This window comes from Bacillus sp. WC2507, from assembly GCF_052656125.1.
Genome location: NZ_JBQXPN010000001.1, coordinates 396,475 through 416,463 on the forward strand (window position 1 = coordinate 396,475; position 19,989 = coordinate 416,463).

General features: G+C 36.5%; 21 protein-coding genes. 15 read left to right on the forward strand and 6 right to left on the reverse strand.

What is annotated here, in order from left to right:
- Positions 1-15 precede the first annotated feature (15 nt).
- From ACUN28_RS02180 to ACUN28_RS02190, 3 genes are all read left to right on the forward strand, one after another.
- Positions 16-828 carry an ABC transporter ATP-binding protein gene (locus tag ACUN28_RS02180; RefSeq protein ID WP_016085424.1) on the forward strand — a complete coding sequence of 271 codons (813 nt, stop codon included), beginning with the start codon at positions 16-18 and terminating at the stop codon, positions 826-828.
- A gap of 190 nt (positions 829-1,018) precedes the next feature.
- Complete coding sequence (locus tag ACUN28_RS02185) at positions 1,019-1,963, forward strand: ABC transporter substrate-binding protein (protein WP_000787739.1); 945 nt, start codon at positions 1,019-1,021, stop codon at positions 1,961-1,963.
- A gap of 146 nt (positions 1,964-2,109) precedes the next feature.
- The gene (locus ACUN28_RS02190) at positions 2,110-3,414 is read left to right on the forward strand and encodes an HD domain-containing protein (protein WP_016085425.1); all 1,305 of its coding nucleotides are present in this window, start codon (positions 2,110-2,112) and stop codon (positions 3,412-3,414) included.
- 39 nt (positions 3,415-3,453) lie between these two features.
- On the opposite strand, the gene ACUN28_RS02195 is transcribed toward ACUN28_RS02190, so the two are convergent.
- A complete protein-coding gene (locus ACUN28_RS02195; protein ID WP_001147171.1) occupies positions 3,454-3,639 on the reverse strand; it encodes a 2-hydroxymuconate tautomerase in 186 nt (61 codons plus the stop codon).
- A gap of 112 nt (positions 3,640-3,751) precedes the next feature.
- On the opposite strand from ACUN28_RS02195, the gene ACUN28_RS02200 reads away from it, so the two are divergent.
- Together ACUN28_RS02200 and ACUN28_RS02205 are read left to right on the forward strand one after the other, a co-directional pair.
- On the forward strand, positions 3,752-4,426 hold the full coding sequence (locus ACUN28_RS02200; RefSeq protein ID WP_016085426.1) for a site-2 protease family protein: 675 nt from the start codon (positions 3,752-3,754) through the stop codon (positions 4,424-4,426).
- 25 nt (positions 4,427-4,451) lie between these two features.
- A complete protein-coding gene (locus ACUN28_RS02205) occupies positions 4,452-4,961 on the forward strand; it encodes a YwhD family protein (protein WP_016085427.1) in 510 nt (169 codons plus the stop codon).
- A gap of 33 nt (positions 4,962-4,994) precedes the next feature.
- On the opposite strand, the gene ACUN28_RS02210 is transcribed toward ACUN28_RS02205, so the two are convergent.
- Complete coding sequence (locus tag ACUN28_RS02210) at positions 4,995-7,046, reverse strand: transglycosylase domain-containing protein (RefSeq protein WP_016085428.1); 2,052 nt, start codon at positions 7,044-7,046, stop codon at positions 4,995-4,997.
- Positions 7,047-7,144: 98 nt separating this feature from the next.
- Positions 7,145-7,870, reverse strand: coding sequence for a glycerophosphodiester phosphodiesterase (locus tag ACUN28_RS02215; RefSeq protein WP_016085429.1), 726 nt, complete (start codon positions 7,868-7,870; stop codon positions 7,145-7,147).
- A gap of 152 nt (positions 7,871-8,022) precedes the next feature.
- On the opposite strand from ACUN28_RS02215, the gene ACUN28_RS02220 reads away from it, so the two are divergent.
- The 4 genes from ACUN28_RS02220 to speB all read left to right on the forward strand — a co-directional run bounded on the left by ACUN28_RS02220 (position 8,023) and on the right by speB (position 11,705).
- Entirely contained in the window at positions 8,023-8,430 is a 408-nt protein-coding gene (locus tag ACUN28_RS02220; protein WP_016085430.1) for a MerR family transcriptional regulator, read from the forward strand.
- 5 nt (positions 8,431-8,435) lie between these two features.
- On the forward strand, positions 8,436-9,599 hold the full coding sequence (locus tag ACUN28_RS02225) for an MFS transporter (RefSeq protein ID WP_016085431.1): 1,164 nt from the start codon (positions 8,436-8,438) through the stop codon (positions 9,597-9,599).
- Positions 9,600-9,785: 186 nt separating this feature from the next.
- Positions 9,786-10,613 (forward strand): polyamine aminopropyltransferase, encoded by an 828-nt coding sequence (gene speE, locus ACUN28_RS02230; RefSeq protein ID WP_016085432.1) that lies wholly within the window; start codon positions 9,786-9,788, stop codon positions 10,611-10,613.
- A 219-nt stretch (positions 10,614-10,832) separates the two neighbouring features.
- The gene (speB, locus tag ACUN28_RS02235; RefSeq protein ID WP_001209831.1) at positions 10,833-11,705 is read left to right on the forward strand and encodes an agmatinase; all 873 of its coding nucleotides are present in this window, start codon (positions 10,833-10,835) and stop codon (positions 11,703-11,705) included.
- A gap of 303 nt (positions 11,706-12,008) precedes the next feature.
- On the opposite strand, the gene ACUN28_RS02240 is transcribed toward speB, so the two are convergent.
- Entirely contained in the window at positions 12,009-13,046 is a 1,038-nt protein-coding gene (locus tag ACUN28_RS02240; RefSeq protein WP_016085433.1) for a PTS sugar transporter subunit IIC, read from the reverse strand.
- 234 nt (positions 13,047-13,280) lie between these two features.
- On the opposite strand from ACUN28_RS02240, the gene ACUN28_RS02245 reads away from it, so the two are divergent.
- A complete protein-coding gene (locus ACUN28_RS02245) occupies positions 13,281-13,643 on the forward strand; it encodes a YxeA family protein (RefSeq protein ID WP_000779940.1) in 363 nt (120 codons plus the stop codon).
- 25 nt (positions 13,644-13,668) lie between these two features.
- Here ACUN28_RS02245 and ACUN28_RS02250 read toward each other — a convergent pair whose 3' ends face one another.
- The gene (locus ACUN28_RS02250; RefSeq protein WP_016085434.1) at positions 13,669-14,655 is read right to left on the reverse strand and encodes a S66 family peptidase; all 987 of its coding nucleotides are present in this window, start codon (positions 14,653-14,655) and stop codon (positions 13,669-13,671) included.
- A 203-nt stretch (positions 14,656-14,858) separates the two neighbouring features.
- Between ACUN28_RS02250 and ACUN28_RS02255 the strand changes: the two genes are divergently transcribed.
- The 5 genes from ACUN28_RS02255 (at position 14,859) to ACUN28_RS02275 (ending at position 18,601) form a co-directional block, all read left to right on the forward strand.
- Positions 14,859-15,296, forward strand: coding sequence for a DUF1934 domain-containing protein (locus tag ACUN28_RS02255; RefSeq protein ID WP_000414868.1), 438 nt, complete (start codon positions 14,859-14,861; stop codon positions 15,294-15,296).
- Entirely contained in the window at positions 15,296-16,966 is a 1,671-nt protein-coding gene (gene argS / locus ACUN28_RS02260) for an arginine--tRNA ligase (protein ID WP_016085435.1), read from the forward strand. The genes ACUN28_RS02255 and argS overlap by 1 nt, the downstream gene beginning before the upstream one ends.
- 151 nt (positions 16,967-17,117) lie before the next feature.
- Positions 17,118-17,645, forward strand: coding sequence for an RNA polymerase sigma factor (locus tag ACUN28_RS02265; RefSeq protein ID WP_016085436.1), 528 nt, complete (start codon positions 17,118-17,120; stop codon positions 17,643-17,645).
- The gene (locus ACUN28_RS02270) at positions 17,632-17,946 is read left to right on the forward strand and encodes a hypothetical protein (protein WP_016085437.1); all 315 of its coding nucleotides are present in this window, start codon (positions 17,632-17,634) and stop codon (positions 17,944-17,946) included. The genes ACUN28_RS02265 and ACUN28_RS02270 overlap by 14 nt, the downstream gene beginning before the upstream one ends.
- Positions 17,930-18,601, forward strand: coding sequence for an ECF-type sigma factor negative effector (locus tag ACUN28_RS02275; RefSeq protein WP_016085438.1), 672 nt, complete (start codon positions 17,930-17,932; stop codon positions 18,599-18,601). The genes ACUN28_RS02270 and ACUN28_RS02275 overlap by 17 nt, the downstream gene beginning before the upstream one ends.
- Before the next feature lie 25 nt (positions 18,602-18,626).
- On the opposite strand, the gene ACUN28_RS02280 is transcribed toward ACUN28_RS02275, so the two are convergent.
- Positions 18,627-19,001 (reverse strand): hypothetical protein, encoded by a 375-nt coding sequence (locus tag ACUN28_RS02280; protein ID WP_016085439.1) that lies wholly within the window; start codon positions 18,999-19,001, stop codon positions 18,627-18,629.
- Positions 19,002-19,989 lie beyond the last annotated feature (988 nt).

The window sequence follows — 19,989 nt, forward strand, 5'->3', positions numbered from 1 at the left end:
AGGGAGGCTTTTTGTATGGCAACTTTAGCAGTTGATGCGGTATCTGTTGGCTATAATGAAGGGTTAATTATTGATGGATTAACAGTTGAAATTCCGGAAGGGAAAATTACAACAATTATTGGACCAAATGGTTGTGGGAAGTCCACATTATTAAAAACAGCTTCTCGTATTTTGAAGGCGAAAAAAGGTACTGTTTATCTTGACGGAAAAGCAATTGAGAAACAGCCAACGAAAGAAATCGCAAAGAAAATGGCAATTTTACCACAGACTGCAGAAGTGCCAACTGGCCTTACTGTGTTTGAACTTGTTTCATATGGACGTTTTCCTCATCAAAAAGGATTTGGAACGTTGAAAGAAGAGGATTATCGTTACATTCATTGGGCACTTGAAGTGACGGGAATGACAGAATTCGCAAATCGTTCAGCAGAAGCGTTATCAGGCGGGCAACGTCAACGTGTATGGATTGCGATGGCTCTTGCACAAGGGACAGAATTACTCGTATTAGATGAACCGACAACGTACTTAGATATGGCCCACCAATTAGAAGTATTAAACTTATTGAAAAAGTTAAATGAAGAAGAAGGTAGAACGATTGTTATGGTTATCCATGACTTAAACCATGCTTCTCGTTTCTCAGATCATATGATTGCATTAAAAGCAGGTAAGTTAATGAAACAAGGAACGCCAGATGAAGTAATGACAAGTGAAACACTTCGTAACGTATTTGAGATTGAAGCTCAAATCGTTCCATGTCCAGTAAACTGTAAGCCAATTTGTTTAACATATGATTTAGCGATGATTAGTAATCAATTGCGTAAAAAAGCATAATTAGAACCCCCTCTTAGAGAGGGGAGAATTCTAATGGACGTTGAGCTTCTTATTAGTAAATAGGAAGTTGAACACCCGTTAGAACGGGGCATAAACAACAATTAATAAATATATATTGATTAATTGTTAATCTTGTTTCTTATAGTTCACTGTAACTTATAAGAGAAATACAGCTAGAAGGAGTGGGAACATGAAGAATTTTAAAATGGCGTTATTAGCAATGGTACTAGTCGTTACTTCTGTACTATTTGCAGCTTGTTCTAACAAAGAAGAGAAGAAAGCAGATGCGAAGGATGCGAAGACTGAAGAGCGCACTGTACAACATGCAAAAGGGGAAATTAAAATCCCTGCAAATCCAAAGAAAATTGCTGACCTTAGTGGTTCAACAGAAGAATTATTAATCTTTGGTATGAAACCAATTATTACTGCTAATACATCTCAAGAAAAAATTGATGCACATATTGAAAAGAAATTAAAAGACGTAAAACCAGTTGGTTCTGCTTGGGGCGATAAAATTAACATCGAAGCAGTAGCTGCTGCAAAACCAGACTTAATTCTTGTAAACAATCGTCAAGAAAAGATCTATGATCAATTATCTAAAATTGCACCAACAGTTATGTTAAAAACTCCATTAGACCAATGGCGTCCAAAATTCGAAGAAGTAGGTCAAATCTTCGGTAAAGAGAAAGAAACAAAAGAATGGTTTAAACAGTATGATGAAAAAGCAAGCAAATTACATGATAAAATCGTTGCGAAAACTGGCGATGCTAAATTTATGAAAATGGCTGCATATCCAAATGCTTTCCGCGTATACGGTGACTACGGTTACGGTAGCGTAATCTTTAACGATTTAAAATTACCAGCAGTTAAAGGTACACCAACGGATAAACCATTAGTACAAGTACAAAAAGAAGCTTTAATCGATTACAACCCAGATTACTTATTCGTATTTACGACTGGTGACGGTTCTCAGCGTCTAAAAGAATTCCAGGAAGAATCAATTTGGAAAAACATGAACGCTGTTAAAAACAACCACGTATTTACAATTAAAAACGAAGACTTAAACAAAGGTTACTTCCCTCTAGGTAAAGAAATGATCTTAGATGAAGTTGCTGAGTTCGTTTTAGGGAAATAATGTATAAAAAGAAATCACTTTTACTCCGGTAAAAGTGATTTTTTCTTTATATAAGGGCAATTAATATAGTCTTTCATTTCTTTCTGTTTCCTATTTCGTTTATAATATATAGTAAGAATGCAGTAAAGAAAGGGGGATGTCGGAAGGTGGTATATTTAAACGACAAACTCAGCGAAACAAAAGTGTTTAAAGACCCGGTACATAAATATGTGCACGTGCGCGATCGTGTTATTTGGGATTTAATCGGAACGAAAGAATTTCAACGCTTACGCCGTATTAAGCAGCTTGGAACGACATTTTTTACATTTCACGGTGCAGAGCATAGTCGCTTTACTCATTCATTAGGTGTATATGAGATTATTCGTCGTATGATTGATGATGTGTTTGATGGCAGACCGAACTGGAATGCTGAAGATAGATTGTTATGTTTATGTGCGGCATTACTTCATGATGTCGGTCACGGCCCGTTTTCTCACTCCTTTGAAAAAGTATTTTCATTAGATCATGAGAAATTTACACAAAAGATTATCGTTGGAGATACGGAAATTAATCGCGTATTAAGTCGTGTGGATAAAGATTTTCCACAAAAGGTAGCCGATGTAATCGCAAAAACATCTTCTAATAAATTAGCGATTAGCATGATTTCCAGTCAAATTGATGCAGATCGTATGGACTATTTATTAAGAGATGCGTATTTCACTGGCGTAAAGTATGGAAACTTTGATATGGAACGTATATTGCGTGTCATGCGTCCGTACGGCAATCAAGTAGTTATTAAAAATAGTGGTATGCATGCTGTTGAGCATTATATTATGAGTCGTTATCAAATGTATTGGCAAGTATATTTCCATCCGGTGACGCGCAGTGCTGAAGTTATTTTAACGAAGATTTTACACCGTGCAAAATCATTGCACGAGAAGTATTATACATTTAAAAATCATCCGGTTCATTTCTATTCTTTATTTGAAGAAGAAGTAACAGTAGAGGATTATTTAAAGTTAGACGAGAACGTTATGTATTATTACTTCCAAGTATGGCAAGACGAAGAAGATCCAATTTTAAGTGATTTATGCCGCCGTTTTATGAATCGAAACCTATTTAAATATGTAGAGTTTACAGATAAGCACGGTTTAGATAATTGGATGGAATTAAGTAGCTTATTTAAAAAGATTGGACTTGATCCAGAATACTATTTAGTAGTTGATTCAACATCAGACTTACCGTATGACTTTTACCGTGCTGGTGAAGAAGAAGAACGTCTGCCAATCTTACTTCTTATGCCAAATGGAGAGCTTAGAGAGCTTTCACGTGAATCGGATATTGTTGAGGCGATTACTGGCAAGAAGAGAAGGGATCAAAAATTATTCTATCCGCATGATTTAATCTATGAAGATGGAAGAAAAGGAAAATATAAAGAGAGAATCATCGAGTTACTAGAAGGAAAAAAATAAGAAGCAGCTAAGAGCTGCTTCTTATGAAAGAACTTGGAATTATTTGTCGCTTAAGCGTTTTCCGCCAACTGCATAATGGTTTTTAGACATTTCTTCGATGAAAACAACGATGTTTTCTTCAGGAGCACCAGTTGTTTCGCTTACTGCTGCTGTTACTTTCTCAGCAAGAGCTTTCTTTTGTTCCTCTGTGCGTCCTTCTAGCATTTTCACTGTTACGTATGGCATATATAATCGCTCCTTTTATGTAAGTTACACTCTTATTATAGCGGATTATGGGGAAGAACAATCGAAAAAACAAATAATTTCTTTTTTTGACATATTGAAGAGGAGATGAATCATGGATCAGTTATTTAGATATCCATTGCAAGAAATCCCGTTAGTAGCAATGGCGATTATTATTGCATTATCAGTGCATGAATTTGCGCATGCATATGTTGCATATAAATTTGGAGACGATACAGCAAAGAGACAAGGTCGCTTAACTTTATCACCTATGGCGCACTTAGATCCTATCGGGATGATTGCAGTATTAATTCTTGGTTTCGGTTGGGCAAGGCCAGTACCAGTTAACCCGTACAATTTTAAAAGACCGCGTCTTGCTGGGATATTAGTTTCGATTGCTGGGCCGATCAGTAACTTAATTTTAAGTGCGATTGGTTTAATTATTTTATATAGTTTAGCGGTATTCGGAGTATTTGATGCAATTCCAGCTGCAGTAGCAGATACGTTAGGTCGATTCTTCCAAATTTTTATTATGCTTAATATCGTTTTACTTGTATTTAACTTATTACCAATCCCGCCACTTGATGGATATCGTGTTGTGGAGGATTTAGCACCAGCAAATATTCGTGCGAAAATGACACAGTATGAAAAGTATGGAGCAATCGCGTTATTAATTCTCGTTATTACACCGCTTAGCAATTACACAATTCAACCTATTTTCAATGTTGTCATTCCGTATGTATTTGTATTTTTAGACAGTATCATTGCGCCTATTTTCAGGCTTTTCTAATCAGTAAGCGAGGAGGACTTTATATATGACAGAGAAAAAGAAAAAAATCGGTTTTAATATCGTGAAAAATGATTCAACAGATGGACATGGTGGATTTGGCGTTGGGGCATTAAGCCTAGAAAATATTTCACCTGTATTTGTCGATGTACTAGAGAAAACAGCCTTTGTTGATATCGGTGCGATGCATGCGCGTAGTACGGTCGAAAAAGGTATTAAGTTTTTAACAAATAAAGATGAAGTTCCAAACGGAAAACCATTTTGGCTTGTGTGGGTAACGATTGAAAGAACTGCGACAGGAGCTTATTATGCAGGTGTAACAGCTTGTGAAATGACAGTTGACCGTGAAATTCGTCGCGGATATAAATCACTTCCAGAGCACGTAAACAAAATGGATAAATCAATGAAGCGTCACATTATGGTTGACCATATGGATGAATCATCTAAAAAAGTACTTGGTACATTCTTGAAAGAACATAATGAAGCGATTTGGAACGAATCTAGTGAAGAATTGCACCGTGCATTATTAAGTGAATAAAAAATAGCTGACGGATGCCCGTCAGCTATTTTTTTACCAAGGAAGATATTTTTTCCACCAACCTGTTTTTTTCTTTTCTTCAGTTGTCTTTTCAAATTCTTCCTTATCATCAACATGATCCATACAATATTCAGTTGGTTCTGTACCTTTTGCGAAATACATTTTAACTGAAATTGGACAGTTTTTTGTAGCGATTTTTCCGTTTTCAGGATTAATATCGACTGCAACGACGTCACTTGGCTGCTTAAACTCTTTTTTAGGTTGGCCATCTAAGCCTTTCTCCATCGTATCGGTCCATATTCTTTTCGCATATCCTTGTTCTGCTACGTTTGAAATCGATTTAGGTTGATCATATCCAACCCATACACCAGTTACGATTTGCGGGGTAAATCCAATCATCCAACTATCTGTTTCAGTAGAACCAGATTTTCCGGCATATGTTCTCGAGAGTTTAGATAACATCGACTGACCAGTTACAGCAGCGTAACTGCTTAGTTTTTTATTAAACATACCCGTCATCATTTCTTCCATCACAAACGCTTTGCTCTTATCGAGAACTTGTTTGCTCTCCAAATGAGCATCGTATAACATATTCCCTTCATGATCCATAATGCGGCGAATGAAAATAGGTTTTACTTCCTTTCCGCCGTTTGCGAACATGCTATAAGCATTTACCATTTCAATTGGCTTTACAGGAGATGTACCAAGAGCAAGAGACGGAACATCTTTTAATGCACTCGTAATTCCGAATTGTTTCGCTGTTTTTGTAAGGATATCTTCACCTAAAAACAAATTTGTTTTCACAGCATATATGTTATCAGAGACTGCGAGAGCTTGTGCCATCGTTACGAAATCATCTGCATAATAATCTTTATAGTTTTTTGGTTTATACTTTGAAACACCGTCACCTAAAGTAAATACCGTGTATTCGCTTTTTAAGCGCGTAGCCGGGGTGAAACCTCGTTCTAGTGCCGCATAGTATAGAAATGGCTTAAATGTAGAACCAGGCTGACGAACGGCTTGTGTAGCCCTGTTAAATTGACTCGTATTATAATCAGTTCCACCAACAAGGGCAGCTACTTCACCTGTTTTTGGATTTATAGAGACGAGAGCAGTTTGTATGTTTGTTGTGTCAGGTATGTGATCTTTTACAGCTTGCTCTGCAACCGATTGTAATTTAGGGTCTAGCGTTGTATAAATACGCAGGCCGCCCTTTTGTAAGGCTTGCTCATCTAATCCGATATCAAGAAGAAGAGAAGCCTGTACAGCATCTTGGAAATAAGGCGCGACCTCTGCCACTTTTTTCGCATCTAATGAAGCAAAGCTTAGTGGTTCTTTTTTTGCTGAAGTTGCTTGTTTCTTCGTAATATAACCTTGTTCTACCATTTCATCTAATATGAGAGATTGTCGTCCTTTAGCACGATCCTCTTTCAAAAAAGGAGAGTAGACACTAGGTCCTTTCGGGATACCAGCGAGCATGCTAGCTTCTGCTAATGTTAATTCTTTTGCTGTTTTATCGAAATATAGACGAGACGCAGCTTCGATTCCGTAAGCGCCATGTCCGTAATAAATTGTATTTAAATAACCTTCTAAAATATGATTTTTATTATAGTTCACTTCAAGGCGGACGGTGTACATCGCTTCTAATAGTTTCCGTTTCCACGTTTTATCATGATCTAAGTATAGGTTACGAGCATACTGTTGTGTAATTGTACTAGCACCTTGGACTTTTGCCATCGCTTTTAAATCGGCAACAATAGCACCAGCAATACGCTTCATATCAAAGCCATGATGTTTGTAGAATCGTTGATCTTCGATAGATAGTGTTGCCTCTTTTACATAAGGAGAGATTTCATTGAGAGATACATTGTAGCGTTTTTGCATTTCATTACTTTGCCCTATAACAGTGTCATCATTAGCGTAAAAGACACTTGTTTGCGGGACAGCAACAGGAGGAGGTCCCATAATTTTTGCAATTATAATAATAACAAAAAAGGAAAAAACGAAAAAAAGAACAGAAGAAAACATTACGGTGAAGAAAAGACGTTTATATTTTTTAAGTTTCGGATTCATAGTTTGATTCATCTTTTTCAGCCCCTCATTCATACAAACATTATTGTATTAGTATTGAGGGTTTTCGGTTATTTTAAACAATGAAATTTTGAAAACAAAAGCTCCTTCAATTAAGAAAGGAGCTCAAAGGCACGTGCTGGCCAATCGGTAATAATGACATCTACGCCATAATCAACCATAGTTTGTAAATCTTTGTATTCGTTAATTGTATAAGGGCGGAAAACGTACCCTTGTTTTTGCGCTAGTTGAACAAATTCCTTTGTTAGTAGTTGAAAGTTTGGATGTAAACCAGTTGCTTCTCTAGTTTTTGCTTCAGCGATAGGATCAGCAAGTGGTGTATCGTATAAAATCGCTCTTGGGATTTCAGGAGCAATCTCTGCTAATAATGAAACAGATTCGTGGTTAAATGAGGAGAATACAATTTGATTAGATAGATGATATTCTCGAACAAGAGCCACAACTTTTTCTTCAATATTAGGGTAGTGAATGACATCTGTTTTTAACTCAATATTGAGCTGTAAATTTGTTGTAGATAGCCAAATGAACACTTCACGTAACGTTGGAATTTTTGCTTCATCGAAAGAGGGGTCTTTATGGCTACCAGCATCTAAAGCTTGTAATTCCGCTACCGTTTTTTCAGAAACAAGACCTATGCCATTTGTTGTGCGATCTACCGTTTCATCGTGAATCACGACAAGTTCACCATCTTTTGACAGGTGGACATCAAGTTCAATTCCATGGGCACCAATGCGTTCAGCTTCTTGGAAGGCAATCATCGTATTTTCTGGATGTGTTCCTTTTACCCCGCGGTGGGCGAAAATAAGTGGTTTATTCATACGGAAATCTCCTTATCGTTTCTTTTCTTTCATTATGAAACTGCTTTTGAAAAAATACAATTGAATAGGATAAACATTTACAAAAGTCTAACAGTTGCACAAAAGTTAACGTTAACGTAAAATGTAATAGTTGAGTGAAGGGAGGAATAAACATGTATAAGATTGATGAAGTCACAAAGCAAGTTGGTTTAACAAAACGTACACTTCGTTATTATGAGGAAATTGGTTTAATTCATCCCCCAGAACGTAGTGAGGGGAACATTCGCCTGTATACAGATGAGGATATCGCCAGAATTAAACGGATTGTGGAAGCGAAAGAAGTATTAGGAATTACGCTTCAAGAAATGCAACATTTCTTATCGTTAAAAGAAAGAATGGAACAAAGAAGAAATAGTGCAAACCCTCGTGACCGCGAAATGATTCAAGAAATTAAAGAGATGCTTGAAAAACAAGTGCAAACGCTAGACGAGAAAATGGAGCAAATGCAGCGTGTAAAGGTGGAACTAGAAGATAGCTTACATCGTGCAGTGACATTTTTGGAGAGTACAAAAGGAGAATGATCAAAATGGAGAGCAAACAAAAATTAGGGAGATTAATTACAGTGGTGGCTACCTTCCTTGCCTTTTCGGGTATAGGGGTAGTCGATCCAATCTTACCAAGCATTGCTGAACAAATTGGTGCATCGCATTGGCAAGTAGAGATGCTATTTACAGCATATATTTTAACGATGGCAATTATGATGTTACCAGCTGGAATATTCGCATCAAGATTTGGTGATAAACGAATGATGACGATCGGTCTTGCGATTGTAACTGTATTTGCGTTTATATGCGGTATATCGCAAACGATTGCCCAATTATCTATTTTCCGCGCGGGGTGGGGATTAGGAAATGCAATGTTCTTCGCAACGGCGATGACATTATTAATTGCATTAAGTAAAGAAGTTCATGAAGCAGTAGGATTGTATGAAGCAGCTATCGGTTTAGGAATGGCAGGCGGACCGTTATTAGGCGGGATATTAGGTGGACATTCTTGGCGTTACCCATTTTTTGCGACGAGTATTTTAATTTTCTTAGCATTTATTTTAGTTTTCTTTTTTGTAAAAGAACCGGAGCGAAAAGTGAAGCGTAAAGCGGCAGGTGTAGGAGAATTACTTAACCTGGTGAAATATAAGCCGTTTATGCAAGGTGCGATTTCAGGAATGTTATACTACTACGGATTTTTCGTGGTGTTAGCATATTCACCACTTATTATGCATTTATCTGCTATTCAATTAGGATTTGTATTTTGTGGATGGGGATTAGCGTTAGCTTACGGTTCTGCAATTTTAGCCCATAAGCTAGAAGGGAAATATGAGCCGAAGGCATTGTTAAAAGGTAGTTTACTCGTATTTGCCCTATTTTTAATTGCACTATTCTTTGTGAAAGTTATGTGGTTACAAATTGTATTAATTGTTCTATCAGGATTAGCGTCAGGGTTAAATAATGCATTATTTACAAGTTATGTAATGGATATTTCACCTTATGAAAGATCTGTTACATCTGGTGTTTATAACTTCGTTCGTTGGTTAGGTGGCGCAATTGCTCCAATCTTATCAGGAATCATCGGCCACACTGTTTCACCGCAAAGTCCATTTTTAGTCGGTGGAATTGTGGTGTTAGTCGGTTGCGTAATAATTTTAATTCCAATTCGTAAACCGGTAGAAGTAGAGACAAAAGCCCTTTCTTAAGAAAGGGTTTTCTTTCCTATTACAGGGCAATCCCTTTTCACATATATGTTAGAACCCTCTGACTAAAATATATTTTCGGTATTTTTGTACTTTTAACTATACTTTTCGGATGTTTTGTTTTATTTTTGTTAGGGGACATTAATGATGTCCCTATTATAAATTTGCATTGAAAGGCGTGATTGTACGATGGAACTATGGTTCACTGAAAAACAAACAAAACATTTTGGGATTACGGCACGTATTAACCGCACATTACATACGGAGCAAACAGAATTCCAAAAACTTGATATGGTTGAAACGGAAGAGTTCGGAAACATGCTTATTTTAGATGGCATGGTTATGACAACAGAAAAAGATGAGTTCGTTTATCATGAAATGGTAGCGCACGTACCTTTATTTACACATCCAAACCCTGAAAACGTATTAGTTGTAGGTGGTGGCGATGGTGGTGTTATTCGTGAAGTGTTAAAACACCCAAGCGTAAAGAAAGCAACTCTTGTTGAAATCGATGGAAAAGTAATTGAGTACTCTAAACAATACTTACCATCAATTGCAGGCGCATTAGATAATGAGCGTGTAGAAGTAAAAGTAGGAGACGGTTTCCTACACATCGCAGAGAGCGAATATGAATATGACGTAATTATGGTAGATTCTACTGAGCCAGTAGGACCAGCAGTAAACTTATTTACGAAAGGTTTCTACGCTGGAATTTCAAAAGCGTTAAAAGAAGATGGTATTTTCGTTGCACAAACGGACAACCCTTGGTTCACACCAGAACTAATTACAACTGTGTTTAAAGACGTAAAAGAGATCTTCCCAATTACTCGTTTATACACAGCGAACATTCCAACTTATCCAAGTGGTCTTTGGACGTTCACAATTGGATCTAAAAAACATGATCCATTAGAAGTAAGTGAAGAGCGTTTCCACGAAATCGAAACGAAATACTACACAAAAGAATTACACAATGCAGCATTCGCATTACCGAAATTTGTTGGCGATCTAATTAAGTAAGAGAATCGTATCGAACCAATAAAGTGTAAGTAGCTCATTTAAGGTGTTTGTCCAGAAGACTTGAACATGCTAGCTACTTACACTACTGTAAAGAAAATTGTCTTCTTATTGTAAAAAAGAAGACCCCCGGTAAATCGAGAAAGAGGAGCAATTCGCTCCAAATTTGAGAAATAATGAAAGGTTGGGATACCTTAAGTTCCACATAAGGAGGAAAAGAATATGCGTTTTGATGAAGCTTATTCAGGTAAAGTATTTATTAAAAGTCATCCAAGTTTTGAAGAGTCAAAGGTAGTTATTTACGGGATGCCTATGGATTGGACAGTAAGTTACCGTCCGGGATCTCGCTTTGGCCCTGCACGTATTCGTGAAGTATCAATCGGTCTTGAGGAATATAGTCCATATTTAGATCGTGAACTAGAAGAGGTAAAATATTTTGATGCGGGTGATATCCCGTTACCATTCGGAAACGCACAACGCAGCTTAGACATGATTGAAGAGTATGTATCAAAACTTTTAGATGCCGATAAGTTTCCACTAGGGCTCGGCGGTGAGCACTTAGTGTCTTGGCCAATTTTTAAGGCAATGGCAAAAAAATATCCGGATTTAGCAATCATCCACATGGATGCTCATACTGATTTACGTGAATCATATGAAGGGGAGCCTTTATCCCACTCTACACCAATTCGTAAAGTGTGCGATTTAATTGGTCCGGAAAACGTATATTCTTTCGGAATTCGTTCTGGAATGAAGGAAGAATTTGAATGGGCGAAAGAAGTAGGTATGAACTTATACAAATTTGACGTACTAGAGCCGTTGAAAGAAGTATTACCGAAACTTGCAGGACGCCCAGTTTATGTCACAATCGACATTGACGTATTAGACCCAGCTCACGCTCCAGGAACAGGAACGTTAGAAGCTGGAGGTATCACATCTAAAGAATTATTAGATTCCATCGTGGCAATTGCAAATTCAAATATAAATGTAGTTGGAGCAGACCTAGTAGAAGTAGCTCCTGTCTACGACCATAGTGATCAAACACCAGTCGCAGCAAGCAAATTCGTGCGGGAAATGCTGCTCGGTTGGGTAAAGTAAAAGTGAAGCCGACTGTTTAGACCCGGTGACTAAGGTTCTTTCCTGCAAAAGGTGCTTTTTACCTTTTGGCAGGGAAGGTTCTTAGACGCAAGGGTCTAGGAGGCGTAACTGGATAGAAATAAAAGCGGAGATTTTAGCCGCTGTAGCTGGATAAAACAAGAGCCTCCTATATGAATAGGGGCTCTTGTTTTATCGATATGTGTCGGTAAATCTACATATTAAAAAAAACGCTGATATAATTTCACTGACTGTCACGAGACATAAAAAAGAGCGATTCTCAAACGATGAGAATCGCTCTTTTTCTTATGCAACATTCTCTTCCGAAGCAATGCCGCGAATTTCATCAGCAGAACGGATTGGATATTTGCGGAATATAATTGATCCGATGTACCCAACAATCGTGGTAACGATTCCACATAATACAGCAGCAATTGTTACTTTTACGACGTCATTAAATCCGAATAAGACAAGAAGTCCTGGGATTGGTGATGCGGTTCCTGGTGCATTATTAACGAGCTGGAACAGAGATGTAATAATACCAGCAAGTGCACCGCCAACGAAGTTTGTCGCATAAATTGGAATTGGATTTGCTGAAACAACATCGGCTTGTGTTAAAGGCTCGATTGCTACAGCGATTGTGTCTTTCTTTGAACAAATTTTTAGTCGTTTAAAGAAAATAAAGTTCATTGGGGCTGAGGCTGCTACAGCAAGACTACCAATTGCCATTGGTAAACCTGTTAATCCAAGCATTGCAGTTAGTGCCATAGAACTTAATGGAGAGGTAGAAATAACTGTTATTAATCCACCAAGCATAATGCCCATAATGATAGGACTTTCTGTAGTTGCAACTGAAATCATAGAACCGATTTTACCGAGCGTTGCGTTCACGAGCGGATCCATAAGCATGGCCATTCCGCGTGAGATTGGTGCGGCAATAAATAAAATTGCTAAAAACTCTACACCAGCAGGTAATTTCTTTTCGAGGAATTTCACGACGAAAGCGCAAACGTATCCGGCAAAAAATCCTGGTAAAATGCCGAATCCACTAGTAGCGATACCGATTAAAACAGCATATACGGGTGAAACACCGATTGCTAGTGCGACTAAAATTGCGGCTGCGACACCACTCATACTACCAGAAGCTTCTCCTACTGATTGTAGAAAGTCATTATGAAACATTTCTCCACCGATATAACGGTGAAATGCTTCAATAAGAAAACTTGCGATTGCTGCATTAGCTAAAGCACCCATTGCTTTCATTCCGTAAGGAGCGCGGTAACTAAAAAGTGTAAATAGACAAAGTACAACAAGTAATAGTGCTAAACCTTGCAAGATAGCCATTGGAAAACTGTCTCCTTTGATTTTTGTAATAAAAATTTGTATCATTCAATAATAATATAAAAGTTCATGAAACGGAAAAAATTTTTATTGGGAAATTGCTATAAGGTGAAAAACCCTTACAATAATGTAAGGAAAGTGTAAGACTTTTCAATAGAGTATAGTATGCCTTTTTCCGTATAATACAGGTATAGACATAAGACTAGTGAGAAAGAAGTGCAAACAGGAGGCGCATGTATGAAATTGGTAATTAAAGTTTTAGTTGTATTCGCCATTATTCTAGGTGGAACAGCGTATTATTTGAACACAAAAACAGAAGGTGTACATGCTTTTGTAGACAACTTCTTTTCAAATAAAGAAATACAAGATTATTATGCGGTTATAGATAAAGGTGAGAAAAAAGACGGTGAATACTTGTATACATTTAAAGGGTATACAGAAGACGGAAAGTTACAAGTTGTGAAAAGAATGATGAACCGTGAATTGCATACTGGGGCGTTTATAAAAATTTATGCAAAAGGTATGCAAGGAAAAGGATGGGCTGAAATATCGAAAGAGTCAATCCCACAAAAAGCGTTGGAAAAAATAGAAAAACCATAAAAGGAGCGACTTATTCGCTCCTTTTTTAGTGCGTTAAAATAGTGATAGATGTTTTTTCTTTGTTAGAAATGATTTTTGCACGTCCGCCAATCGGGAAAGTGAAAATCGGGGTTGTATGCCCGAAACTTGCGTTTACAATGACAGGGATATGTGCGAGTTCAGGTTTTGAAGCAATCATTTCTTGAATGTCTTCTATCGTACATTCTGCGCCTTTTTGCATCTTTCCTATAACGATGCCTTTTACATGTTCAAAATCTTGTTGTTGCATAAGAGAATGTAAATAGCGATCAAAAGTTTTAAGGGTAGATGTTCCTGTTAAACTATCCTCTTCAATAAATAAAATTTTCTCCTTTAAGTTAGGCATATATGGCGTACCTTGCAGTAAGTTAAATGTGCTCATATTGCCACCGATAATATCTCCTGTAGCTTCTCCCTCGTGAATTGAAACATATCCTTTATTTTTAATAAATTCTCGATTTTCCTGATCTACATACCAAGAATCATCGCTCCATGTTTCAGATGGCAATATTTCAATAGGTTCATTAGAAGTTAAGCATTTTAAAAAGTAATCGGTCGTATACTCGAGTCCTTTTTCCATTCCAAATGAAGAGAAATGGGGTCCTGAATATGTAACAAGTCCTGTTTTTGTGTAAATTGCATTATTTAACGCAGTGATATCAGAATAGCCACAGAAAAATTTCGGGTTTTCTCGAATCAAATCGTAATCGAGATGTTTTAATAAGCCATTAGAGTTGTATCCGCCAAGTGTCGTCAAAATGGCTTTTACATTCGGGTCTCTAAATGCTTCGTGAAGATCGTGAACGCGTGAAGAGATAGAAGAGGAAGCAAATCGATCTATCTCATCAGCATATGTTGAGAATGTAACTTGAAAGCCCATGTCGTTTAATCTTTTTATAGCAAGCTCTTGATTCGTATTTGAGACAATACTTAAACTACAAGATGGTGAAATAACTCTAATTTCATCACCCTTTTTTAATTTTGTTGGTAGCACTTAGATTCACCTCTATAATTAATTAAATATTTAGATTTAACAAATATTTTATCATATGAAATAAAGTGAAAGTGAATTATTTTTTGAAATAGAGTTTTCCTGATTTTTCAGCAGACAGACAGAGGTTTTTTTTGATATGATAGGAAAAGTGATTTATTATAAGCAGTATTTAATATCTATAACATTTGAAAGGTGTGCAAGACGTGGAGAAACAACTTGCAGGCTTGCCGGTACACGTTCATTTCGTAACAGAAATCCGTGAAGGGGCGAGGAAGGAAACCGTTGCTTTTGAAGCAAATGGTCAATACTATGTAAAAGGTCAAGGTACATACGTAACATTCCAAGAGCCGAACGAACAGGGCGAAGTGAAAACAATTATTAAAATTCAAGATGAACAAGTTCTCATTATGCGTTCAGGTGCTGTTTCAATGCGTCAAACGCATGTGAAAGGTGAATGGACAACTGGTACGTATACGAGTGAACTTGGTACGTTTGCATTGCAAACGAAAACTGATAACGTTCTTTTTAAATGGTCGGATGAAAAGAAAAAAGGACAACTCTTCTTAACGTACGCATTGCTTCTAAGTGAACAAGAAGCTGGCAGATATACAATTACACTTAATTTGAAGGAGGCAAAATAATGAATTCTTTAGAACAAGTAAAAGGATTAATTAAAGAAGAAATTCAAGCTGCTGTATTAAAGGCAGAATTAGCGACGGAAGAACAGATTCCAAACGTTGTATTAGAATCTCCAAAAGATAAAACAAATGGTGACTTCTCTACAAATATGGCAATGCAACTTGCACGCGTTGCGAAAAAAGCACCTCGTATGATTGCAGAAGAATTAGTTGCAAACTTCGATAAAGCAAAAGCTTCTATTGAAAAAATTGAAATCGCTGGTCCTGGTTTCATTAACTTCTACATGGATAATAGCTACTTAACAGACTTAATCCCAACAATCGTTAATGCTGGTGAAGCTTACGGTGAAACGAATACTGGTAAAGGTGAAAAAGTACAAGTCGAGTTCGTATCTGCGAATCCAACAGGTGACCTTCACTTAGGACATGCACGTGGTGCGGCAGTAGGTGACACTTTATGTAACGTGTTAGCGAAAGCAGGATACGATGTATCTCGTGAGTACTACATTAATGACGCTGGTAACCAAATTCATAACTTAGCTCTTTCTGTTGAAGCTCGTTACATGCAAGCTTTAGGTCTAGAGAAAGAAATGCCAGAAGACGGATACCATGGTGCGGATATCATTGGAATCGGTAAACGTTTAGCTGAAGAGTTTGGCGATCGTTATGCAAAAGCTGATGCTGAAGAAAGCTATGAATTCTACCGTGAATACGGTTTAAAATATGAGTTAGCAAAACTTCAAAAAGACTTAGAAAGCTTCCGTGTTAAATTTGATGTATGGTTCTCAGAAACATCATTATACAAAAACGGAAAAATCGATGCTGCACTTGCAGTATTAAAAGAGCGTGACGAGATCTTTGAAGAAGGCGGTGCAACTTGGTTCCGTTCAATGACTTACGGTGACGACAAAAACCGTGTATTAATTAAAAATGATGGTTCTTACACGTACTTAACGCCAGATATCGCGTATCACCGTGATAAATTAGAGCGTGGTTTCGATAAGCTAATCAATATTTGGGGTGCTGACCACCATGGTTACATTCCGCGTATGAAAGCTGCTATTCAAGCGCTAGGTTACGATAAAGAAACACTTGAAGTAGAAATCATCCAAATGGTACAACTGTATCAAAACGGTGAAAAAATGAAGATGAGTAAGCGTACAGGTAAAGCAGTTACACTTCGTGAGCTTATGGAAGAAGTAGGCGTGGACGCAATGCGTTACTTCTTCGCAATGCGTAGCGGCGATTCTCATTTAGATTTCGATATGGACTTAGCTGTATCAAAATCTAATGAAAACCCAGTATACTATGCACAATATGCTCATGCTCGCGTATGCAGTATCCTTCGTCAAGGTGAAGAGTTAGGATTAGCTACAGGCGGAGACGTGAACTACAAACTTGTTACTTCTGAGAAAGAAGTAGAGTTACTGAAAAAACTTGGTGAATTCCCAGCAGTAGTTGCGGATGCAGCACAAAAACGTCTGCCACACCGCATTACAAACTATGCATTTGAATTAGCAGCAACATTACACAGCTTCTACAATGCAGAAAAAGTATTAAACCAAGATAACTTAGAATTAAGTAAAGCTCGTTACGAGTTAATGAAAGCAGTACGTACTACACTTCAAAGCGCATTAGCAATCGTAGGAGTATCTGCACCAGAAAAAATGTAATTAAGAAAAGCGGAAGCGGACTTTCGTTTTTAAGTAAAAGGCAATCACACGATGTTGTGATTGCCTTTTTGTATGGGGATAATAAAAAATAAAATTTTATCAAACAAAAGGAGAATTTGCGCCGTCTTATATAAATGACAGGAGGTTTCCGATGGAAGAAAAGGTAGAAGAATTAATTGATATATATAAGCAGCAAATATATTCCTTATGCTATAAATTAGCGAAAACGAAAGAAGATGCAGAAGATATTTTTCAAGAGACTTGGATAAAAGTTTTTTCCTCTAGGCACCAACTTTCTTGTGTGGAAAATTATAAAAAATGGATTACTACAATTTGTGTTCGTACATTTTATGACTTTTATCGTAAGAAGAAAAGGTGGAAAGATCGCGTATTGGATTTATTTCATAAAGAGGATGGTGGAGAAATAGATTTGGCAGATGAAGTGAATATATCAGAAAAATTTATTCAAAAAGTAGAAGCGGAAATGATACGGGAAGTTATACAGTTATTGAATGAAAAATATAAAACTGTGCTCGTACTCTACTATTATGAACAATACTCTTATAAAGAAATGAGCGAAATATTAAATATACCGATTGGCACGGTGAAATACCGCCTTAATTATGCGAAGAAGCAAATGCGGGAACATTTGGAGGGGTTCGTTTATGACGGAAGATAAGTTTGATCAGAAGATAAAAAGTAGCTTAGCGGGAGAGATGATTCCAAGCGAAGAGCTAATAAATAATACGAAGCAGATTGTGCGAAATGCTCAAAAAATAGAGAAGAGATGGGTTATATGTATTCATGCTATTTGGATGATTGTATTAACTGTCACTCTAGAGCAGTTCGTTAGTCATTTGGATCATAAAATATCTGTCATTATAACGATAGTTATTGTGATGCACCTATACATTCCTATATATGTTGTCATACAGTCATTTTTAAAGAAGGAGTATAAATTACATGATAGAGTTCGCTAATCCATTTGTAGTAATTGAGATAGCTGGGATTGCAATGTTTTTGGCTTTTATAGCACTTTTAGTATGTGTAGTATCATGGGTGTATACAGATGCAAAAATGCGTGGAATAAGTAAGTGGTGGAGTGTTATAGCGATTGTATTGCCATTTTTTATTGGAGTTTTGTTATATATGGTACGAAGAAGTAAAAGGAAAGTAGAAGGAGAACATGCGATGAAGGGTATGAAAAAGCAAAAAATAACGCTGGTTGTGATATTTGCAAGTGCAATGCTTGTATTACTTAGCGGCTTTGCTTTCGTTCAAACGTTAGATGATATGTGGAGAGCTGGTGATATATATTTAGAAAATGAGAAGCAAGGGGAGACAAGTTACGAGGCAAAATTCTCATCATGGGATATTGCTGGGAAAGATATTGAACTTGAGTATGCAAAAGATACAGAAGTAACATTTTCTTATGAGACGGATGCAAAACGTGGGAATTTATGCTTTAGCTTGTATGAAAGGCAAGGAGAAGGAATAAGAGAGTTAAAAGAGATCTGTGAATCGAAAAAAGGTACTTTTAAAGCTGCATTAAAAGCGAATGAAAAGTATGTATTTAATATAAGTGGTGTAATGGTGAAAGATGGTTTTGTAAAAGTGAATTGGGAAACAAAGTAAAGGGCCTTGAGAAAGGCCCTTTATTTTATCGGATTGTATACGTAACCGAAAAGCTAACAGGACTATAGTAAACGTAAGGTGCATGAAACTGAACGTACATATTTCCATCTGTTTTTGCAGTGAAAATTCGGCCGTAACCATCAGAATAACGTCCAATAAGTTTATGATTTGAGTCATAAACACTGTAACTAGGAGTTTTGCTGTTAGGTTGAATTGTTAGTTCCTGTCCTTTTTGAAGGAAAACAGGTTCTTGTTCAGAACTACTTCCAGTTTGCAAAGAATAAAATTTTGTAAAGCTTTGTTCTTGAGTAGCGGCAGCCGCCTTTGTTTCAGGAATAAACGCGGTAGCACCAGTAATTCCTGCTAAAGTTAACGCACCGGCTAAAATCATTTTTTTCATAGTAAAGAAGCCTCCTTATTAGTTGTAATCATTTTTGTTACAGTTAATATTGTATATGATAATGAGTGGGAGGAAATATGCTTTTATGCATATATGTATTTTCTCAATAAAAAATCACCACTTTAAAGTAGGTGATTTTTGTTATAACTAATTGTTTTTTTCTTTTGGACTGACAAAAGAAGACGGATAAAGGCTTTATATCTGTTTTTTCAAAAAATTAATTTGTATTGAGAAATAGAAAAGTGCAACCTGAATTATTTGTATATTTTTAATGAGGATATAGATGTTATCACTTTTAAAAGAAAGGTGGCTTTTTCTGAAAAACCTAAACATATAATGTTGTGTAAATTAAGGAGAATTATATGAGGGTGGTCAACCTTAGCCAGAATATGATATGTAAAATAGGATAATTGGTTAACCTAAAGATGCCTTATAATAATGAAGTAAAAATGGGGAGCAACAATTAACTATTGATTTTTGGTAACAATTCTAGAATAATAGACTATGGAAAAAATTTGTTGTTTTTTGGGGGAATTACGAAAAAAGGCATGTCTGTATTATTTATTGATGAAATGCTAATAGGGAATGTTGTAATTGCTTTAAATCATGTTATTACAATCAAGGTAAGTGTACTTAAAATTATAATCTATCTAACAACTGAGTAGGTAATCCTCAAAACTTCTTATTTAAGGAGTCAAGGATTTGGTGCTAATCAACTTGATTTTTTAGATTCGATAAAAATAATGAGGAGATATACAGCTCTTATTTTTGATTTAACATCATTTATATATATATTAATACATAAATGTATATAAGTATATATAAATATTTTATTATTCGTAAAGAAATTAAAAATTTTTAGCGGATAGATGATATGTAGGTTTATTTTAATTTTTTGACATAGCTCTAGAATCAGATCCATCAGGAGAAACCCTTTTTCTCGACACCCATTTATATACTCCAAAAATGAAAAGACTGATTCCCGTAT

Bases quoted from the DNA above. Each gene is read 5' to 3' on its own strand.
- ACUN28_RS02265 (WP_016085436.1), top strand. From the start codon at position 17,118: ATGGAAGAAAAGGTAGAAGAATTAATTGATATATATAAGCAGCAAATA.
- ACUN28_RS02280 (WP_016085439.1), bottom strand. From the start codon at position 19,001: ATGAAAAAAATGATTTTAGCCGGTGCGTTAACTTTAGCAGGAATTACT.
- ACUN28_RS02215 (WP_016085429.1), bottom strand. From the start codon at position 7,870: ATGAATAAACCACTTATTTTCGCCCACCGCGGGGTAAAAGGAACACAT.
- ACUN28_RS02275 (WP_016085438.1), top strand. From the start codon at position 17,930: ATGATAGAGTTCGCTAATCCATTTGTAGTAATTGAGATAGCTGGGATT.
- ACUN28_RS02240 (WP_016085433.1), bottom strand. From the start codon at position 13,046: ATGGCTATCTTGCAAGGTTTAGCACTATTACTTGTTGTACTTTGTCTA.
- argS (WP_016085435.1), top strand. From the start codon at position 15,296: ATGAATTCTTTAGAACAAGTAAAAGGATTAATTAAAGAAGAAATTCAA.
- ACUN28_RS02200 (WP_016085426.1), top strand. From the start codon at position 3,752: ATGGATCAGTTATTTAGATATCCATTGCAAGAAATCCCGTTAGTAGCA.
- ACUN28_RS02225 (WP_016085431.1), top strand. From the start codon at position 8,436: ATGGAGAGCAAACAAAAATTAGGGAGATTAATTACAGTGGTGGCTACC.
- ACUN28_RS02205 (WP_016085427.1), top strand. From the start codon at position 4,452: ATGACAGAGAAAAAGAAAAAAATCGGTTTTAATATCGTGAAAAATGAT.
- ACUN28_RS02195 (WP_001147171.1), bottom strand. From the start codon at position 3,639: ATGCCATACGTAACAGTGAAAATGCTAGAAGGACGCACAGAGGAACAA.
- ACUN28_RS02210 (WP_016085428.1), bottom strand. From the start codon at position 7,046: ATGAATCAAACTATGAATCCGAAACTTAAAAAATATAAACGTCTTTTC.
- speE (WP_016085432.1), top strand. From the start codon at position 9,786: ATGGAACTATGGTTCACTGAAAAACAAACAAAACATTTTGGGATTACG.
- ACUN28_RS02245 (WP_000779940.1), top strand. From the start codon at position 13,281: ATGAAATTGGTAATTAAAGTTTTAGTTGTATTCGCCATTATTCTAGGT.
- ACUN28_RS02270 (WP_016085437.1), top strand. From the start codon at position 17,632: ATGACGGAAGATAAGTTTGATCAGAAGATAAAAAGTAGCTTAGCGGGA.
- ACUN28_RS02180 (WP_016085424.1), top strand. From the start codon at position 16: ATGGCAACTTTAGCAGTTGATGCGGTATCTGTTGGCTATAATGAAGGG.
- ACUN28_RS02185 (WP_000787739.1), top strand. From the start codon at position 1,019: ATGAAGAATTTTAAAATGGCGTTATTAGCAATGGTACTAGTCGTTACT.
- ACUN28_RS02220 (WP_016085430.1), top strand. From the start codon at position 8,023: ATGTATAAGATTGATGAAGTCACAAAGCAAGTTGGTTTAACAAAACGT.
- speB (WP_001209831.1), top strand. From the start codon at position 10,833: ATGCGTTTTGATGAAGCTTATTCAGGTAAAGTATTTATTAAAAGTCAT.